We start from the raw sequence: 14,269 nt of genomic DNA on the forward strand, positions 1-14,269 counted from the left end.
GCGCCCGACGTGATCCTGGCGACAACGCAAGGCGTCGAGGCCAGCGGCGGCATCGACGGTCTGCTCAAGCTGCCGGGCCTGGCGCAGACGCCTGCCGGTCAGCAACGCCGCGTGGTCGTGATGGAGACGATGGAGCTGCTCGGCTTCGGTCCCCGCACGCCGCAGGCGCTCAAGACGCTGGCCCAAGCCCTGCACGCGCCGGGCGGCAAGTCGGCCTGAGCATGAGCGCCCTCGGCTCCGCCCTGCCCGTACCGGGCATGAAGGCGCCGCGCCGCGCCTGGTCGCGGCCTGCGCTTTTGTCGCTGGCGCTGGCGATCGCGGTCGTCGTCGTGGTGCAGTTCGGCGCGGTCCCCATCGCGCTGGCGGACTGGTTCAACGGTCCGTGGAGCGACGCGCCCAAGACCGGCGGCGCGCATGTGCTGTGGCAGCTGCGGCTGCCCCGCATCGGGCTGACGCTGGCGGTCGGCGCCTCGCTGGGACTGGCCGGCGCGCTGAGCCAGGCGCTGTTCCGCAACCCGATGGCCGAGCCCAGCCTGCTGGGCGTGACCAGCGGCGCGGCCGCCTCGGTCGCGCTGACGCTGACCGTCTTCGCCAGCCTGCATGCGGTGATCCCGCCCGACGCGCGCCTGTGGCTGCTGCCGCTGGTGGGCTTCGTCGGCGCGCTGTCGGTGTGCTTCGCGCTGGAGCGGCTGTCGCGCTGGCTGGCGCCGGGCTCGATCGCCGCGTTGCTGCTGTGCGGTCTGGCGCTGCAGGCCATGGCCTTCGCCATCGTCGGCCTGTGCAGCTTCATCGCCAATGACGAGCAGCTGCGCGCGATCAACTTCTGGACCCTGGGCTCCCTGGCCGGCGCCAACTGGACCATGGCCGCGGTCATGGGCGGCGCGCTGCTGCTGCTGGGCTCGATGGCCTGGCGCATGGCGCCTCGCCTGAACGCGCTCGCGCTGGGCGAGGCGGCCGCGGCGCACGTGGGCATCGAGGTCGACCGGCTGCGGCTGCAGGCGATCACCATCGTGGCGCTGCTGTCGGCGCTGGCCGTGGCCTGGTGCGGAAACATCGGCTTCATCGGCCTGATGGCGCCGCATCTGGCGCGTCAGCTGGTCGGATCGGACCAGCGCCATGTGCTGCCCAACGCGATGCTGGCCGGCGCGCTGCTGCTGGTCGTGGCGGACGCCTTCGCGCGCACGCTGGCGGTGCCGGCGGAGATCCCCGTCGGCGTGTTCAGCGCGCTGATCGGCGCGCCGTGGTTCCTGTTCCTGCTGCGCGGCGCGGTGCGTCGCATGGGGAGCGCCTGATGAGCGCCTTGCTGACTCTGCAGGACGTGCGCGTGTCGCTGGGCAGCGCGGCCATCGGGCCGATCACGCTGCGGCTGGAGGGCGGCGAGCGTGTCGCCATCCTGGGCCCCAGCGGCGCCGGCAAGTCCACGCTGCTGCGCATGATCGCGCGCGAGCTCAAGCCCGCTTCCGGCACGCTCAGCTTCGAGGGCAAGCCCTTGTCGAGCTGGAGCGCCGGCGATCTGGCACGCCGCCGCGCGGTGCTGCCGCAGCAGCACGGTGTCGCCTTCGGGCTGCCGGTGGAGCTGGTGGTCGCGCTGGGCCGCGTCGCGCGCCAGGGCGACGGCCGCCAGGCATCCATCGTCCGCGAGGCCCTGGTGCAGGCGCAAGCCGATCACCTGATGGGGCGCCGCTTCGACACCCTGTCCGGCGGCGAGCAGGCCCGAGTCCAGCTGGCGCGCGTCTTCGCACAGGCCTGGGATGCGCGAGACGGCCTGCTGCTCGTCGACGAGCCTGTCGCCGCGCTGGATCCGGGGCTGAGCCTGTCGCTGATGGCCTCGATGACGGACTTCGCGAATCGTCGCGGCCATGCGCTGGTCGCGGTGCTGCACGACCTCAACCTGGCGCTGAATCACTTCGACCGCCTCTGGCTGATGAAGGGCGGACGGCTGCTCGCCGATTGCGATGCGCTGCCCGCCACGCTGCCTTTGCTGGAGCAGCTCTACGACACGCGTCTGCGCCTGCTGCGCGATGAGCACGGCCTGGCCATCCTGCCGATGATGGACGCCGCGTCCGTCGCCAGCGCCCAGCCCCAGGAGACGCGGCCATGAAACGCAGCGGCCAGCGCTGGACCGGCTGGGCGGTCACGGGCGCGGTTCACGTCGGGATGCTGATCGCGCTGGTGAGCGCCTTCGCGCCGACGCGCGTCAAGCTGCCGACCTCGACCTCGATCAGCGCCCGTCTGCTGCCGGCGTCTCCGACCAAGGCCGCGATGGCCACCAGCATGGCGCCGCTGCTGATCGCGCTGCCCCATTCGGCGCTGCTGGTGCCGCCCTCGCCCGAGATCCCGCCGCCGCCGGTGCAGATCAGCACCGCGCCGCCACCGCCTTCCGTCGCCGCCGCGACCACGCCGATGAGCGTCGACGCGCCGACTGCGGCCGGCACGCCCAACGCGACGTTCGTATCGACGGCCCCGGCGCACGCCACCACGGTGGCGATGGCCGTGCCGGTCAACGCGCAGACGCCGCCCCCCGCGCCGCCGCCCACCCAGTCGCAGTCCGAGACACCCGCCGCCTTCCCCGCCGACCATCGGCTGTGCAGCGAGCGCCAGACCGCCCGCCACTACCCGGCGATGCTGCGCGAGCGCGGCATCCAGGGCCAGGTCTTGCTGCGCGTGAAAGTCGATGCCGACGGTCGCGCGGCCGAGGTCGTCGTGGCCGGCGGCAGCGGCTTCCGGCTGCTCGACGAGGCGGCGCGGCGCGTCGCCGAGTCCTGTCCTTATCTCCCGGCCCGTCGGGGCGATCAGAAGCTGGTGAGCTGGGTCGAGTACCCGGTGCGCTTCGCGCTCCAGCCGTCCACCTTGCAGTAGGAGTTCGACGTCATGTGCGACAAGCCCTCTCCCCTCTCGCTGACCGACCTGCTGGCGCGCGCCGGCTCGGATCGCCCCGCAGGCGCCGATTCGGTGTTCGCGTCGGCGGCCAACGCGCTCGCGGGCCCGGCGATGCCGGCCCTCGGCGAGGGTCGGGTCGTGCCGGCCGCGCTGGCGGGACTGCCGCTGGGACAAGCGCTCGCACGCGAGCCCGGAGCGTCCGCCGTCGGCGCGGCTTCCGAGGACACGCCCGTGCATCGCGGCTCGCGCCGGCGCCGGCTGTGGGAGCTGCCGTCTCAGTCGCTGTGCCCGGTCATCGGCGTGTGCCTGCCGATGCCGGTGCTGCGGCGCAAGCTGGGCAAGGCGCTCGGCGGCCAGGCCTTGGCCAACGACTACGAGCTGCACTGCGGCGCGATCAACGAATGCGCCCGCCGCGGCCCGATCTCGGAGCTGCTGCAGAAGGAGCTGGACCAGCGCTACGCGATGGCGATGCGCCAGTCCTCGCAGCACAAGACGGCGGAGGCGCTGACCCGGTGGTGGAACGCGTCGCTGCAGGGCAACGACGTGGCCGGCGCGCTGTGGGGCGCGCTGACGCATGCGCGCTGCGACGCGGCCTTGCAGGAACAGGTGCTGCGCGACATCCACATGCTGCAGCACCAGGTCGGATCGGCCAACCGCGCGGACCTGCAACGCATGGACGAGCTCGAGGACGAGAACGCCGTGCTGGGCCGCGAGCTGGCGCAGGCGCAATCGCGCAGCACCCGCCTGCTGGCCGAGCGCGCGCGGGAGCTGGAGCTCTCGCAGGCCGAATGCCTGCGCCTGCGCGGCGAGCTGCTGGCCCGCGACACGCTGGCCGCCGGCTTGCGCGACGAGCTGCAACAGCTGGAGGAGAGCATCCCCGGCCTGCGCCATCGCCATGAGCAGGCGCGTCAGCTGCAAGCGCAGCAGGAGCGCATCCATCAGCTGGAGCGCGCGCTGCTCGCCTCGCGCCAGCAGGAGGAGCGCGAACAGCGCCGCGCCGACGACCTGCAAGCGGCGCTCGCGCAGATGGAGCAGCAGCAGGCGCGACTGGCGCAGCAGCTCGAGTCCGCGCCGGCGGCCGAAGCCTCGCTGCCCTCGCTGGATGAGCGCTCGGTGCTGTGCGTGGGCGGCCGGCCGGCGGTGGTGCCGATCTACCGTCAGCTGATCGAGCGCACCGGCGGCCGCTTCCTGCATCACGACGGCGGCGAGGAGGACGCGGTGGCCAAGCTCGACGCCAGCCTGGCTGCGGCGGACCTGGTGATCTGCCAGACCGGCTGCATCAGCCACGACGCCTACTGGCGGGTGAAGGATCACTGCAAGCGGCACAACAAGCGCTGCGTCTACGTCGAATCGCCGAGCGCGAGCAGCCTGCGCCGCGCGCTGGGCTCGCTGGACAGCCAGGATGCGGACACGGACGCCGCGGCGCCGGTGTCGCGCGAGGGCTGAACCCGATCGAGGTCGACCTCACTTGGAACCCGGCTCGGCGCGAGGCTTGACCCAGGCCTCACGTCCGCGCCCGTCGCGAGGACTTAACCCATAGGTTAATATCTTGCGTTCCAAGATCCTGGTGCAAGGTCGGTACAGAGTCGTCGGTGTCATGGTGGGCAGGCGATGCCCCGCCGAGGACTTCCTCGCGACCGGGGAGGCTGCCAACGATGCCAGTCGAAGGGGCCTGATGACGATCTTGATGCATGTCGCCAACAACGGCCTTCAGGGAGTCCCTCGCAACTGGACCCATGAAGTCAACAAGCAGGCGGGCATTTGCGAGTTCATCAAAGGCGATCTGCGCCTGTACTTCTTCAAGGGCTCGAACGGCGACATTGCGGTGTGCACTACGGGCCTCTTCAAAAAGCAGCAGAAGGCGGACAAAGCATCCATCGCGCAGGCGCTCGAATGGCGCCAGAGTTATGAACGCGCGGTCCGTGATGGAACCTATGAGGTGATCAAACATGTACATCAGTAGCGAGCTCAAAGCCTTCATCGAGGAGGCCGCCAAGGATGATCTGTATTGGGTCGAGCACGCAAAGGTGGACTTCGCCGTGGCGCTCGAGGCGCAGCGGCGTCGTTCCGGCCTGAGCTACAAAGCGCTCGCCGAGCGGATGAAGTCCAGCGCCGCCTATATCTCGAAGGTCTTTCGGGGCGACTCGAACTTGACCATTGAATCGATGGTGAAGCTCGCACGCGCAGCCGGAGGAAAACTCGAAATTCGCGTGATCCGGCAGGAGGACTTCTGCTTCGCCTGGAATCAGGAGCAGACCCGTCAACCCAGCTTGCGATTGCAGGATCGCCCGCTCGTCGCCGAGGTCGCCGACACGATCGCCGAAGTCGAAGTCGAAGTCGAAGCTGGGGCTGGGGCTGAGGCCGATTCCAAGGTTCATTGGACCGCCGAGCACTTCTTCAAGCGCGCAGCATGAGTTCCGCAAGCTCCCTCTATCCGATCCAGTTGCGCCAGGTGATCTTCACCCGCGCTTGCGTCATCGCCATTCGTGGTCATGAGCCCGCGCCTGACGGAAAGGCCAGCATTGTTCCGGAGAACTCGATCAGCGTCGTCCAGAACCCTGAGCATCCGCGCCAATTCATTGCCACGATGAGGACGGTCATCAACAAGGAGGCCCAGCCCTCCGGGCCCTACAGCATCGACATGGAATGCGCGGCCGAGTTCGAGACCGACGGCTCGCTGTCCAACGAAGAGGAACTCCGCGGCGTCACGATCAATGCGCACAGCGTCTGCTATGGCGCCATTCGCGAGGCGGTGGCCTGGATGACCGCTCGGCAGCCATATGGTCCCGTGGCGCTGGGCATGTCCATCTTGCGTTCCCCGATTGCCCATTCCCCCTCCCCAAAGAACGAATAGGCAAAACAAGGGCAGCTTCGTGCATTGAAGACCCGGGCTTCGGGAATCACAATTTCCCCATCGACCAGCCCCACGGAGCTCCTCATGAACAACTTCTCTCTCAATACCCCGACCAAGATCCTCTTCGGCAAGGGTCAGATCGCGAATCTGGGCAAGGAAATCCCCGCCGGCGCCCGCATCCTGATCACCTACGGCGGCGGCAGCATCAAGAAGAACGGCGTGCTCGAGCAGGTCCGCAAGGCGCTCGAAGGCCGCCCGGTCTTCGAGTTCGGCGGCATCGAGCCCAATCCCACCTACGAAACCCTGATGAAGGCCGTCGAGGTGGTCAAGGCCGAGCAGATCGATTTCCTGCTCGCGGTCGGCGGCGGATCCGTCGCCGACGGCACGAAATTCATCGGCGTGGCCGCGACCTATACCGCCGGCGATCCCTGGGACATCCTGCTGACCCGCGGCGCGAAAGTCACCAGCGGCGTGCCGCTCGCCGCAGTGCTGACCCTGCCCGCGACCGGCTCGGAATCCAACAACGGCGCCGTCATCAGCCGCGCCGCCACCGGCGACAAACTCGCCTTCTTCAGCCCGTTCTCGTACCCGACCTTCGCGGTGCTGGACCCGGTCACCACCTACACCCTGCCGCCCCGGCAAATCGCCAACGGCGTGGTCGACGCCTTCGTCCATACCGTCGAGCAATACCTGACCTACCCGGTCGAGGGCCGCGTCCAGGATCGTTTCTCCGAAGGCCTGCTGCTGACGCTGATCGAGGAAGGCCCGCGCGCGCTGGCCGAGCCGGAAAACTACGACGTCCGCGCCAACGTGATGTGGAGCGCCACGCTCGCGCTGAACGGCCTGATCGGCGCCGGTGTTCCGCAGGATTGGGCAACCCACATGATCGGTCATGAGCTGACCGCCATGCATGGTCTGGACCACGCGCAAACCCTGGCAATCGTGTTGCCCTCGGTGCTGGAATACAAGCGCGAGCAAAAGCGCGCCAAGCTGCTGCAATACGCCGAGCGCGTCTGGAATCTGCGCGACGGCAGCGAAGACGAGCGCATCGCCGCCGCGATTCAGGCCACCCGCGACTTCTTCGAGAAAATGGGCAACCCCACCCGCCTGTCCGCCTACGGCATCGACGGCAGCACCATCCCGGCGCTGGTCGAGAAACTGAAGGAGCACGGTTGCACGGCACTGGGCGAGCACCAGGACATCACCCTGGCGGACAGCCAGCGCATCCTCGAAGCGGCGCGCTGATTCCCGTTCTCCATCGCGGATTGAGGAGGACCCCATGACTGCCGCCCTGGACGAACGCGTTCGCGAGCGCATCGTCGCGCAGGCCATCGGATATTCGACCGGCTCGTTCGCGAGCCCGTCTCCGATCGCCGGCGTGAAAATTCTCCATACCGAGAAAGACCACCCGCGCACGCCGGTGCTCTACGACCCGACCATCGTGATCGTTTTCCAGGGCGCCAAGATCGGGTTCCTCGGCGACAAGACCTTCCGCTACGACGCGGAAAACTATCTGCTGCTGACCGTCCCGCTGCCGTTTGAATGCCAGACCATCGCGAGCAGACAGGAGCCCTTCGTCGGCATCTCGATACCCGTGGACGTGCCGCTGCTGCAATCGGTGCTGATAGACCTGGGGGAGGAACACGTCGACGAGCTGGTCGCGACGGATTCCTCCGGCGTGAACGGCGCGCGATTCACCAACGAATTGCTTTGCGCGATCGAGCGGCTGTTCGATGCGATGAAGAATCCGCGCGACGCGCAATTCCTCGGCAAATTGATCGTCAAGGAAATCATTTACCACGTGCTGTGCGGCGACAGCGGCGCGGCGCTGCATGCGCTGGTGAACCGGCACACGCATTTCGGGCAGATCTCGAAGGTGATCCAGCACATCGAGTCCAACTACTCGGACAGCTTCAGCGTCGAGCAGTTGGCCAGGATGGTGAACATGAGCGTGTCTGCCTTCCATCACAACTTCAAGTCGGTGACCAACACGTCACCGCTGCAGTATGTGAAGTCCTACAAGCTGCACCGGGCGCGCCTGATCATGCTGAATGAAGGCGTGAAAGCGGGCGTCGCGGCGACGCGGGTCGGATATGAAAGCGCCTCGCAGTTCAGCCGCGAGTTCAAGCGCTATTTCGGCGCGACCCCGGTCGACGAGGTCACGCGATTGAAGCCGATGGCCGCGGCGGTCGCGGCCAGTTGAGCCTGGGTCAGCGCGGCGCCGGCTCGGCCGAATTGTTCGACTCCGTCGGCGCGATGCCGGACTCGGCCGGCTGATCGCCGTCCGCGTCCGCCGGCGCGTCGTCCGGCACGCCGTGGCCCGCTTTGCGCAGGGCCTTCTCGTGTTCCTTCTCCTGCTTCTTCTTCTGCTTGGCCAACTCGCGTTGGCGTTTCTCGAACTGGTAATTGGGCTTTGCCATCGATGGGTCTCCTAGGCTTTGGATTTCGAAGGGGACGCACTGCGCTCGGCGCGCTCAGCGATCGCGCGACGCTGCGCGACTTCCTGCCGATAGATGTTCTCGCCGGTGGTCGTCAGGTGCAAGCCGCCCCCTCGCCATTCCAGCCAGTCCAGATCCACGAGCCGATCGATCAATGCTTCCGGAATCTCGCTCGCGCGGCGCCGCTGCAGCGCGTCGACGCAGGTGTGCAAAGACTCTCGCAGCGCTTCCAGCGCCAGGGGTTCAAGCATCTTCATCTCCTCGCATTCCCGGTCCCGATCAGGGCCCGGACAGACGCGCCAAGCGATCAAGGCGAGGACTATCGGCGCGCTCGATCATGTCGAACGATACGAAGGCTTCGGGTTGACAACCTCACGAACTATCGGCGGATAGTAGCTCAGTAGACAAAGACCGCACCCTCTTCGCGTCCGGTCATGAGCGCGTCACGCGCCCGCCGCAGGAAGACGCCCGCCTCGCCCCGGCTATAGTCGCGCCCCCATGAGCCTGGCCGACATCTACCGATCGCGTCGCAAGGCGCTGGAACGGTATGTCCAGCGCCTGCTGGGCAATGCCGACGACGCGGCCGAGGTCTCCCAGGAAGCCTTCCTGCGTCTGTACGCCGCCGAGGTCGGCGACCAAACCCCCGTCAGCGAGGCGCTGCTCTACACCGTCGCCCGCAACCTGGCGCTGAGCGAGCTGCGCAAACGCACCTCCCGCGCGACCGACGCCGTGGGGGATTGGGACGACTTGCGCGTTGAAGACCTGAGCCCCGGCATCGAGGACATGCTGCAGCAGCGCCAGCGCGTGGCCGCCATCGAAGAGGCGATGGGCCGCATGGCTCCGAAATGCCTGGAGGTGTTCCAGCTGCGCAAGGTGGAGAATCTGCCGCACGCCGAGATCGCCGCCCGGCTCGGCATCTCCACCAAGACGGTGGAGCGCCACATCACCCGCGCGCTGCAGCTGTGCCACGAGGCGATGGCCCGGGTCGAGGGAACGCACAAGAAGAAAGAACAAGGCTGATGTCCTCCAAGGTCCTGCCTTTCGAAGAGAGAGACGACGGCGCCGAGGCCCAGGCCCGGCGCTGGATCGCGCGCATCGACGCCGGCGACATGACCGGCGACGAGCGCGCCGCCCTGCACGACTGGCTCCAGGCCGCGCCCGATCACAAGCGCCTGCTGGACGAGCACGCCCTGCTCTGGGCCGCCGCCAGCCAGGCCCGCTTCCCTGCGGGCGCCAAGGCGGACGTGACCGGCGCGGCCAGAACCGATCCCGCGCCGCATCGCCGCCGCCCGGTCTACTGGGTCGGCGGCGCGCTGGCCGCCGGGCTGGTCGCGGTGGCCGTGCTGCTGATGCGTCCGGCGCGCTTCGACGACGCCCATCACCTGCAAGCCCATCACCAGACCGGTGTCGGCCAGCACGAGTCGGTCACCCTGCCCGACGGCTCGCGCACCGAGCTCAACGCGCGCTCCGCCATCACCGTGGCCTACGCGCCCGAGCGCCGCCGGCTGGTGCTGGAGCGCGGCGTGGGCATGTTCGAGGTGGCCAAGGACCGACAGCGGCCCTTCGAGGTCCAGGTCGGACAGGCCATCGTGCGCGCGGTCGGCACGCGCTTCCTCGTGCAGCGGCGCGACAGCGGCGGCTTCGAGGTCACCGTCTACGAAGGCGTGGTCGAGCTGACCAAGGCCGGCGGCCAGCCGGTGCGGCTCGCCGCAGGGCAGGTGGCGCTGGCGCTGGACGACCAGACCCGGCTCACCCATGCGGCGCCGGCCGAGCTGGAACGCAAGCTGGCCTGGCAGCAGGGCCGCATCGTGCTGGACGACAGCACGCTGGCCGAGGCGCTGGAGGAAGTGAACCGCTACAGCCCGCAGCCGGTCGAGCTGGCGGATCCGTCGCTGGCGCAGATCCGCCTGTCCGGCGCCTTCGCCGCGCGCGACGTGCAGGTCTTCCTGCGCAGCCTCGAGCAGGGCTTCAACCTGCGCGTGCGCGAGCGGCAGGGACGATGGGTCGTTTCGCGGCAGGAGAAGGATTCCTAGGGTTACTCCTTGTGGGGGATTGAAGGCGCGGCGCGTCGAACGAGTGCTCCGGACGACGCCCCTTTCATCCATCCCTCACAGGAGAACGACTCTTGCAGCGACGACACGGCTTTGTCTGCCGCCCCCTCGCACTGGCCGCCATGATGGCGATCCAGCTGCCCCTGGCCGCGCAGACGACCCCGGAGCCCCGACTTCCGGCCCCTCAGGCGCAGTCCATCGAGATCCCCGCCCAGCCCGCCGCCCAGGCCTTGCAGACCCTGGTGCGTCAGCACGGCTTCCAGCTCATCTACGCGCCCGATCTGGTGCGCACCCTCACCACCCGCGCCGTCAGCGGCACCATGAGCCCGCGCGAGGCGCTGGCCCGCATGCTCGAGGGCAGCGGCCTGCAGATCGTGGACACCGGCCCCAACTCGGCCACCCTGCGCGACAGCGCCGCGGGCGGCGAGGGAAACGGCTCGGCCGGCGGGGCTAGTCAAGCCGCTGGACCCACCACCAGCACCATCGCCGGCCGCAATGGCGAGATCGCCGTGCGCGACGCCGGCGCCATCGCCCTGGCCCGCGAGGCCCAGATGGCCAAGCGCGACTTCGACCTGCCCGCCGGCGACGCGCTGGACACCGTGCGCCGTCTCGCGAAGGAGGCCGGCCTGACCATCGTCTTCAACGAGGACGAGCTGCGCGGCGTGCGGACCAACGCGGTCCGCGGCGAGTACACCGGCACGCAGGCCCTGCAGGCGGTGCTCGCCAACACCAAGCTGTGGTTCGGCGTGGCCGTGGCCAGCGGCGAGATCACCGTGCGCCGCCGCGAGACCATCGCCGCGGTCGAGGTCACCGGCTCGCATCTGCGCTCGATGGTCAATGAGCAGAGCGTGAATCCGATGACCGTCGTGACCCGCGCCGACATCGAGCGCTCCGGCGTGACCACGCTGGCCGAGCTGCGCAACCTGGTGCCGCAGCTGTCGGTCGGCGCCGCCGCGAGCTTCGACGGCAACAGCACGGGCAACGCGCCCGACGGCCGGCTCACCTTCAACCTGCGCGGCCTGCAGGCCGGCAACACGCTGATCCTGGTCGACGGGCTGCGCCTGCCGCGCACCGGCTCCCGCACCGTGGCCGAGTCCTACGAGGCCACCGGCATCCCGATGTCCGCCATCGAGCGGGTCGAGGTGCTGATGGGCGGCGGCAGCGCGATCTACGGAGCGGACGCGGTCGGCGGCGTGGTCAACATCATCACGCGCAAGAACTATCGCGGGACCGAGGTCGAGTACGCCCGCGACAACACCTTCGACACCGACGCGGCCAACGATCGGATCTCTCTCAATCACGCGCTGCGCAAGGGCAAGTTCACCGCCCGCGCGCTGCTGTCGATGGAGACGCAGAACGCGCTGGCCCGTCGCGATCGGGCCTGGCTCGCATCGGACGACCGCCGCCCCTATGGCGGCACCGACAAGCGCTCCAGCGCCAATCCGGTCGGCGGCATCATCACCGCAGTCAGCGGCAACCTGCCCGGCACCAGCGTGCGCAGCGTCTACATTCCGACGGGCTCCAACGGCAAGACGCCCACGCTGCAGGACTACCTGAAGGCGCCGGCCACCGAGCAGTACGACTCGGGCCTGTATCAGAACGCGCTCAACCCCTACCAGCGCAAGAACGCCAACCTCTTCGCCGAGTACGAGTTCGCGCCCTGGGCCGTGGCCTACGCCAACTACAGCTGGTCCAGCAACAAGTCGCAGTCGGTGGGCAATCCGGTCATCCTGACCAACTACCGCATGGCGGCCAACCATCCGCTCAATCCCTTCGGGACCGCGGTCTACGTCAGCAAGTACTTCTGGGAACTGGGCAACCCGCTGCGTCATTACACGATGACGCAGACCTCGCTGGCCACCGGCCTGCGCGGCGATCTGCCGCATGACTGGCGCTACCAGTTCAACATCAGCGAGGCGCGCAGCCGCCCCGAGCTGGCCGAGGGCACCTACCAGCTCGACGCGACCAAGATCAACAACTCGATCGCGGCCGGGGTGATCCCCTCGCTGCTGCACGACAGCCTTCAGTACAAGGACAACCCCGGCGCGGCGCCGAATCCGGCCGGCCTGCTCGAGTCGTTCTACTACGACGACGAGAAGCAGGATCGCGCGCGCACCCGCAGCTACAACCTGGCCTTCGACGGCCCGGTGTGGCAATGGGACGCGGGCCCGATCAACCTGGCCGTCGGCGTCGAGCGGCGCGAGGACGCCGTCAAGTTCTACAGCGACAACCCGTCCCCGACCACCGAGGCCAACGAGCCGCCGCGGGATCGCATCGTCAACGCGCAGTACGCCGAGCTGTCCATCCCGTTGCTGTCGCCCAAGTCCAGCCTGCAGCTGCCCTTCGTCCACAGCCTGACGATCAATGGGGCGCTGCGCCGTGACGACTACAACGACTTCGGCGCGGCCACCACGCCGCTGGCGGGACTGATGTTCAAGCCCACCAGCTGGCTGGCGCTGCGCGCCTCGCGCAACAAGGCCTTCCGCGTTCCCTACCTGATCGACCTGACCCGCAAGCGCTACACCACCACGAGCACCGTGGCGGCCACCGGCTCCACCGCGCTGACCGACCCGTATCGCAAGAACGAGTCCTACGTCGGCTCGCTGGTGACGACGCTGGGCGGCAACCCCAACCTGAAGCCGGAACGCTCGGAGCACACCAACCTGGGCCTGATCTTCGACGCGCCGGGCGAGCTGCTGCGCGGGTTGTCGGTATCGGTGGACCGCTGGGCCTCGGACATCCTCGACCGGGTGGGCACGATCTCCAATCAGGAGCGGATGTTCTACTTCCCCGAGACCTTCACCCGCGATCCGCTGACGCCCGAGGACGCCGCCGCCGGCTACACGGCCGGCAAGATCACCGGGATGGACAACACCTCGATGAACATCGCCAAGTTCCGCAGCGCGGGCTGGGACTACGCGGTGCGCTTCAATCGGCGGACCTCGCTGGGCGAACTCGCGCTCAACCTGCAGCAGACCCGCACCGACCGCTACGAGGCCGTCGCCACGCCCGGCGCCAAGCCCAGCCCCTACACCGCACCGGCCCTGCGCCCGACGCGCACGGTGGGCATGGTGTCGTGGTCGCACCGCGGCGCGGGCGCCAGCCTGACGGTGATCCATCAGCGAGGCTTCCCGGTGACCCTGGTGCCGCCGGTGGTGAACTATCCCGACACCACGCAGGCCAACATGAACCTCTGGTACGACTTCGGCCACGGCAGCCTGCATGACAAGAGCGGGACGCTGGGCCGGTGGCTGGACAACACACGGGTCTCCTTCGGTCTGATCAACATGACCAACAAGGAGCCGCCGCTGAGCCCCACGGGCGACGTCAACAGCGCGATCGACCCGCGCGGCCGCCGCTACACGCTCACCGTGCGCCACCGCTTCTGATCGTCCCTCGGGCTTGACCGCCCGACCCGGAGCCGCTCGCCTCGCGCGACGGCTCCGCCCTTCGTTCCTTCGTTCACCTGATCCTCACCACAGGACTCCCACGCATGTCCAAGAAGATTCCGACTGCCCGCTCGACGGCGGCCGCGACCGCCGTGCTGCTGATGCTCGCCCTGCACGGCGCCGTCGCCCAGACCGCGCCGGCGGCCGACGCGCCGGCCGCGGCCGGCTCCGCGCCCGCGCGCGCCGAGGCCGCCGCCGATCCCAAGCCCTACGACAAGGTCATCACCGCGGACGCCAAGACCCAGAAGGGCCTGTTCACGGTGCACAGCATCAAGCAGCGCCTGTACTTCGAGATCCCCAAGCAGCAGTTGGGCCGCGAGCTGCTGATGGTGGCCACCGCCACCTCCGTCCCGTCCGACGCCGACCATGTCGGCAAGGCGCTGGAGCGCGACGTGGTGCGCTTCCAGCTCAAGGGCAACAAGGTCTATTTCCAGGCGGTCGACCATTCCTTCGCCGCCGATCCGGCCAAAGCCAACGCGCAGGCCGTCGACAAGGCACAGCGCGACGCCATCCTGGCCAGCTTCAATGTCGAGGCCTACGCGCCGGACGGCTCACCGGTGATCGAGGTCACCCGGCTCTTCGCGTCCGAGGTCGGCG

Annotated in this window: 15 protein-coding genes and 1 pseudogene; 14 read left to right on the forward strand and 2 right to left on the reverse strand. The window is 68.7% G+C overall.

Going from position 1 to position 14,269, the window contains the following annotated elements; genetic code table 11:
- The 10 genes and pseudogenes from ABDW59_RS23260 to ABDW59_RS23305 form a co-directional block, all read left to right on the forward strand.
- Nucleotides 1-219 (forward strand): annotated as a pseudogene (locus ABDW59_RS23260) (hemin ABC transporter substrate-binding protein); the annotation flags it as partial.
- Between the two features lie 2 nt (nucleotides 220-221).
- Complete coding sequence (locus ABDW59_RS23265) at nucleotides 222-1,292, forward strand: iron ABC transporter permease (RefSeq protein WP_343633639.1); 1,071 nt, start codon at nucleotides 222-224, stop codon at nucleotides 1,290-1,292.
- The gene (locus ABDW59_RS23270) at nucleotides 1,292-2,101 is read left to right on the forward strand and encodes an ATP-binding cassette domain-containing protein (RefSeq protein WP_343633641.1); all 810 of its coding nucleotides are present in this window, start codon (nucleotides 1,292-1,294) and stop codon (nucleotides 2,099-2,101) included. Before ABDW59_RS23265 ends, ABDW59_RS23270 begins: the two co-directional genes overlap by 1 nt.
- Complete coding sequence (locus tag ABDW59_RS23275) at nucleotides 2,098-2,859, forward strand: energy transducer TonB (RefSeq protein ID WP_343633643.1); 762 nt, start codon at nucleotides 2,098-2,100, stop codon at nucleotides 2,857-2,859. Before ABDW59_RS23270 ends, ABDW59_RS23275 begins: the two co-directional genes overlap by 4 nt.
- Nucleotides 2,860-2,871: 12 nt before the next feature.
- On the forward strand, nucleotides 2,872-4,326 hold the full coding sequence (locus ABDW59_RS23280) for a DUF2325 domain-containing protein (RefSeq protein ID WP_343633645.1): 1,455 nt from the start codon (nucleotides 2,872-2,874) through the stop codon (nucleotides 4,324-4,326).
- A 103-nt stretch (nucleotides 4,327-4,429) separates the two neighbouring features.
- Nucleotides 4,430-4,843, forward strand: a complete 414-nt coding sequence (locus tag ABDW59_RS23285) for a hypothetical protein (protein ID WP_343633647.1) — start codon at nucleotides 4,430-4,432, stop codon at nucleotides 4,841-4,843.
- On the forward strand, nucleotides 4,830-5,294 hold the full coding sequence (locus tag ABDW59_RS23290) for a helix-turn-helix transcriptional regulator (RefSeq protein ID WP_343633649.1): 465 nt from the start codon (nucleotides 4,830-4,832) through the stop codon (nucleotides 5,292-5,294). Before ABDW59_RS23285 ends, ABDW59_RS23290 begins: the two co-directional genes overlap by 14 nt.
- A gap of 29 nt (nucleotides 5,295-5,323) precedes the next feature.
- The gene (locus tag ABDW59_RS23295; RefSeq protein ID WP_343633651.1) at nucleotides 5,324-5,734 is read left to right on the forward strand and encodes a hypothetical protein; all 411 of its coding nucleotides are present in this window, start codon (nucleotides 5,324-5,326) and stop codon (nucleotides 5,732-5,734) included.
- Nucleotides 5,735-5,818: 84 nt separating this feature from the next.
- Nucleotides 5,819-6,979, forward strand: a complete 1,161-nt coding sequence (gene yqhD / locus ABDW59_RS23300) for an alcohol dehydrogenase (RefSeq protein ID WP_343633653.1) — start codon at nucleotides 5,819-5,821, stop codon at nucleotides 6,977-6,979.
- Nucleotides 6,980-7,013: 34 nt separating this feature from the next.
- Nucleotides 7,014-7,937: an AraC family transcriptional regulator gene (locus ABDW59_RS23305; RefSeq protein WP_343633655.1), complete on the forward strand. Its 924-nt coding sequence runs from the start codon at nucleotides 7,014-7,016 to the stop codon at nucleotides 7,935-7,937.
- Nucleotides 7,938-7,944: 7 nt separating this feature from the next.
- Here the strand turns inward: ABDW59_RS23305 and ABDW59_RS23310 are convergent, their stop codons facing one another.
- A complete protein-coding gene (locus tag ABDW59_RS23310) occupies nucleotides 7,945-8,154 on the reverse strand; it encodes a hypothetical protein (protein WP_343633657.1) in 210 nt (69 codons plus the stop codon).
- An 11-nt stretch (nucleotides 8,155-8,165) separates the two neighbouring features.
- On the reverse strand, nucleotides 8,166-8,423 hold the full coding sequence (locus tag ABDW59_RS23315; protein WP_343633659.1) for a hypothetical protein: 258 nt from the start codon (nucleotides 8,421-8,423) through the stop codon (nucleotides 8,166-8,168).
- Between the two features lie 247 nt (nucleotides 8,424-8,670).
- On the opposite strand from ABDW59_RS23315, the gene ABDW59_RS23320 reads away from it, so the two are divergent.
- The 4 genes from ABDW59_RS23320 to ABDW59_RS23335 all read left to right on the forward strand — a co-directional run.
- A complete protein-coding gene (locus ABDW59_RS23320; protein WP_343633661.1) occupies nucleotides 8,671-9,192 on the forward strand; it encodes an RNA polymerase sigma factor in 522 nt (173 codons plus the stop codon).
- Nucleotides 9,192-10,205: a FecR domain-containing protein gene (locus ABDW59_RS23325; RefSeq protein ID WP_343633663.1), complete on the forward strand. Its 1,014-nt coding sequence runs from the start codon at nucleotides 9,192-9,194 to the stop codon at nucleotides 10,203-10,205. Before ABDW59_RS23320 ends, ABDW59_RS23325 begins: the two co-directional genes overlap by 1 nt.
- Before the next feature lie 92 nt (nucleotides 10,206-10,297).
- Nucleotides 10,298-13,612, forward strand: a complete 3,315-nt coding sequence (locus tag ABDW59_RS23330; RefSeq protein ID WP_343633665.1) for a TonB-dependent receptor — start codon at nucleotides 10,298-10,300, stop codon at nucleotides 13,610-13,612.
- Between the two features lie 104 nt (nucleotides 13,613-13,716).
- Nucleotides 13,717-14,269: DUF5118 domain-containing protein (locus tag ABDW59_RS23335; protein ID WP_343633667.1), on the forward strand; the 553-nt coding region annotated here is incomplete at its 3' end.

The sequence above is a fragment of the Roseateles sp. genome, assembly GCF_039595295.1.
Classification (GTDB): Bacteria; Pseudomonadota; Gammaproteobacteria; order Burkholderiales; family Burkholderiaceae_C; genus Roseateles.